At 69.2% G+C, this 3,573-nt stretch carries 5 protein-coding genes; all 5 read right to left on the reverse strand.

Annotation, left to right across the window (positions count from 1 at the left end; genetic code table 11):
• The coding region (locus N864_RS20320) for a dihydrolipoyl dehydrogenase family protein (protein ID WP_034721691.1) at window positions 1-1,026 on the reverse strand (1,026 nt) is incomplete at its 3' end.
• Window positions 1,027-1,111: 85 nt separating this feature from the next.
• Complete coding sequence (locus N864_RS20325; protein ID WP_051518863.1) at window positions 1,112-2,068, reverse strand: cytochrome c biogenesis CcdA family protein; 957 nt, start codon at window positions 2,066-2,068, stop codon at window positions 1,112-1,114.
• Between the two features lie 2 nt (window positions 2,069-2,070).
• On the reverse strand, window positions 2,071-2,592 hold the full coding sequence (locus N864_RS20330) for a TlpA family protein disulfide reductase (protein ID WP_034721689.1): 522 nt from the start codon (window positions 2,590-2,592) through the stop codon (window positions 2,071-2,073).
• Window positions 2,589-2,894, reverse strand: coding sequence for a hypothetical protein (locus N864_RS20335; protein ID WP_034721690.1), 306 nt, complete (start codon window positions 2,892-2,894; stop codon window positions 2,589-2,591). Before N864_RS20335 ends, N864_RS20330 begins: the two co-directional genes overlap by 4 nt.
• Window positions 2,895-2,923: 29 nt before the next feature.
• On the reverse strand, window positions 2,924-3,573 hold a 650-nt coding region (gene merB, locus N864_RS20340; protein ID WP_155893034.1), incomplete at its 5' end, for an organomercurial lyase MerB.

Here is a 3,573-nt window from a genome sequence, read left to right on the forward strand (position 1 = left end):
GGGGATGCCTGCGTAGTCCGGGGCCGTGGTGGTGTCCTGGAGCATGTTGGAGGCGGCGACCTTGGCTTCGGAGACGGCGACGGGGGTGAGCGGCATGCCGTCGGTGGCGGCGGAGTCTCCGGCTGCCCAGACGTGGGGGTTCGTGGTGCTCTGCAGGTGGTCGGCCACGGTGATGCCGTGCTCGCCCCACTCGACGCCCGCGGCGTCGAGTCCGAGGTCGGCCAGGTCCGCGACGCGTCCAGCGCCGTGGACGACAAGGTCGGTCTCGATCGTCTCCTGGTCGCCGGCGTGTTCCAGGGTGACCTGGTAGCCATCGTCGGATGGCCGTACCTCGCGGATGGTGGTGGTGCGGCGCAGCTCGATACCGATCTCCCGGCTACGGTCCACCAGCAGCTCGACGAGGTCGGGGTCGAAGTTCTTCAGCGGGCGCTCGCCCCGGTCGACGATGGTCGGCGCGCTGCCGGCCCGTGCGGCGATGTGGGCGAACTCGAAGGAGATGAAGCCGCCGCCGACGTACAAGATACGGGAAGGGAGGTCCTCGAGGTTCAGGAAGTCGGTGCTGTCGATCAGGTGCTCGTGGCCCGGGAAGTCCAGGGGACGGGGGCGGGCGCCGGTGGCGACCAGGAAGCGGTCGGCGTCGTAGGGGGTGCCCTCGATCTCCAGTTGGCGTGGGCCGGTGAATCTGGCGCGGCCGTGCAGGGTGGTGACGCCCTGGCCGCTCAGGCCGTCTTCCATGCTCCGCGGCACGGGATCGGTGAAGCCGTGCTTGTGCTTCATCAGGTCGGCCCAGTTGATGGAAAGGTCCGCGTCGTCGATGCCCTTGCCGCGCATCAGCCGCGCACTGTCGATGACCTCGGCCCCGCGGCGCAGGATCTTCTTCGGGTCACACCCCCGCAACGCGCACGTGCCTCCGTAGGGTAGTGAGTCGACGATGGCCACCTCCCATCCCTGCGCGGCGCACTTGTTGGCGGCCGCGACACCGGCCATACCGGCGCCGATGACGATCAGGTCAAAGTGCTCGTTCATCTGCATCTCTCCTTGTGGGGAATGGTCGGAAGAGTTGGGTGGGCAGCTGGGAAGACTATGGTTGCCGAGCGCGTGCGGCGTCGGTTCAGCAGCAGTCCCCGCCAGACCGTGGGCCGCAAGTAGAAGTGTCCCGCGTGGTTGAGACAGGCGCATCGGTCGAGCACGACGTGGGCTTGTCGATGCCTGTTGGTGGCCTGGCGGGTAGATGCTGGCCGCGCAATCGATGACGGAGCGCCCAAGCGGTGGCCGTGAGTGCGGCGAGGAGAGTAATCATCGCGATCGCGGTGGTGTGCGCCTGAATCCAGTGGGATGTGGTCGCGGAGACCTCGCTCAGCCCACCGGCATGGCCGGCGGACAACTGGTCACCGCTAGCGGCGGGGTACCAGTACCAGGCCAGGTAGCCGCCGGTCGCGAGGAGCACGATGGCGGTGATTCGGGGACCGTAACGGGCCAGCGCGGTGACGCGTCGGGTCAGGGCCGTGCCCAGGGCCGCGGTGACCAGGGCGAGGAGCAGCAGAACGGTCGTCGACCCCGCAGCGTAGCTGGCGAAGACGACGAGGAGGCCGCTGTAGCTGGCGGTGGCCTGGGCTTGGGCGATCACAGCGAGCAACACCCCGAATGTGCACGACAACGAGGCCGTCGCGTACCCGACTCCGAAGACCACCATCTGAACGGTCGCCGGGAACCCTTCGGTTGCCCGGACGGGGATACCAGGCAACCGAAGGGACGTCGTTCGGTCCGCCAGCATCGCAGCCCCCAGCAGCACCAAGATGATTCCGACAGTGAGCCCGAGCCAGGGCGCTGCCTGGATCAGGCCTCGCGCGCCCACGCTGACGACGAGCCCGGCGGCGGACAGGGTGCCAGCGAATCCGATCGCCAGCGCGGCTGCGGCCCGAAGAGCGTGGAGCATCCGGATCGGCGCCGGGGAGGTGTCGGCCTCGCCCAACGTGTGGGTGATCCACGCAGGCAGCAGCGCGAACCCGCAGGGGTTGACCGGGGCGACCATGCCCGCGGCGAAGGCGAGGGCAAGCAGTCCATCCACGGTCAGGCTCCAGCCTTCTTCAGTTGGGCGGTGATGGTCTGTGCGCTGGGGTCGGTTCCGCGGTAGGTCGTCTTGCCGTCGGCGTCGATGACGATCAGGGTCGACAGGGCGGTGATGTGGTAGCGCTGCGTCAAGGTCGCACCAGTGTCGATGACTGTCGGCACCTGCTCGGCATGGACGTAGTCCATGAAGGCGTTGATGGTGTCCTTGGATTCTCCGGGGTCCATGTCGACGGCCAGGAAGTTCGCCCGAGTCCCTGACTTCTCGGCCGCCGCGGCGGCAGCGCCCAGCGACTGGGTCCCGCCTACGCACTCACCGCAGCCTGAGGTGAAGAAGAAGACTGCGGTGGGCTCGCCGTCGGCGGGCAGGGTGATCTTCTGGCCGGCGATGCTGGTGAGCTGGGCGGTGCCGTCCTTGCCAGCGGATCCGGGGCTGTCAGCACTACCACACGCCGTGAGAGTGAACGTCGCGGCGGCACATGCACCGGCCAGGTGGAGGGCCTTGCGGCGGGTGCGGGAGGTCATCGGTGATGGATGTCCTTGGTGGTCGTGCTGTGGTCAGTGCGGGTGCCCGGCGAGCTGGGCGGGCAGCAGTCCTCGCTGCCGCCCGGGCCGTGGTGCCGCCGGGTGGTGGTCAGGACGGCGAGCCCCAGGAGGGCGATTCCGGCGCCGATGACCCAGGGGTTTCGCAGGAAGCCGCCGATCCCGGCGAGTACTCCCCCTGCGATGAGGGCCGGGAGGGCGCAGCAGGCGACCATGAGGAGTCCGGCGCCGGCCGCCATGAGCAGGCCACCGCCCCCGGGCTGGTTGTCGCGGTTCGATGTCATCGGGTTCTCCGTTTCCTTCCCTAGTTGTGTCAGCAGCAGCCGTGAGCGTCGGCGTCCGTGGCGGTGGCCTCGGCATGGTGGCGGTCGAGGAACCCTGTGGAGAGGGCGTCGGCCAGCCGGTAGGCATCAGCGACCGGCACGATCTCGGCCTCGGGGTGCTCGGTCAGCCACCCCGCGGCGACGTCGGGGGAGGTGAAGTAGTGCACCTGGCTGCAGAACGAGGAACGGATCCAGGTGATCTTGTCGGGGTTGACCAGGGACACCACAGCGGTGGAAGGCTCAACGCTGGTGACCCCGGCCGAGGGGTCGACGATCACCCGGATCGAGTCGCCCCCGGCCGGTGAGACCGACTCGACGCGAGCGGCGCGTTCGAGCAGGGCGGGGAAGATGAGGGTGTCGAGGGCGCACCAGGTGTAGAGCTCCTGCCCGGCCACCGTGAACCGATGGTTGGTGGGGCGCAGGGTGAGGCCCTGGCCGACGATTCGGTCCTGGTCGTCGTACTCGGTGTCCGGTACGGCGGCCAGGGCGCGGCGTACCTCCTCGGCGCGGCGGCCGGCGGCCGCAGCGAGCTGCTCGACGGACACGGGCTCGCCGTCCACGAGCAGTCGCAGCAATGGGATGAGCAGGCCTGCGTCGAGGCCGGTCTCGTCGGTGCGGGCGAGCCGGGCGGTCAGCTCGG

The organism is Intrasporangium chromatireducens Q5-1 (assembly GCF_000576575.1).
GTDB classification, from domain to species: Bacteria; Actinomycetota; Actinomycetes; order Actinomycetales; family Dermatophilaceae; genus Intrasporangium_A; species Intrasporangium_A chromatireducens.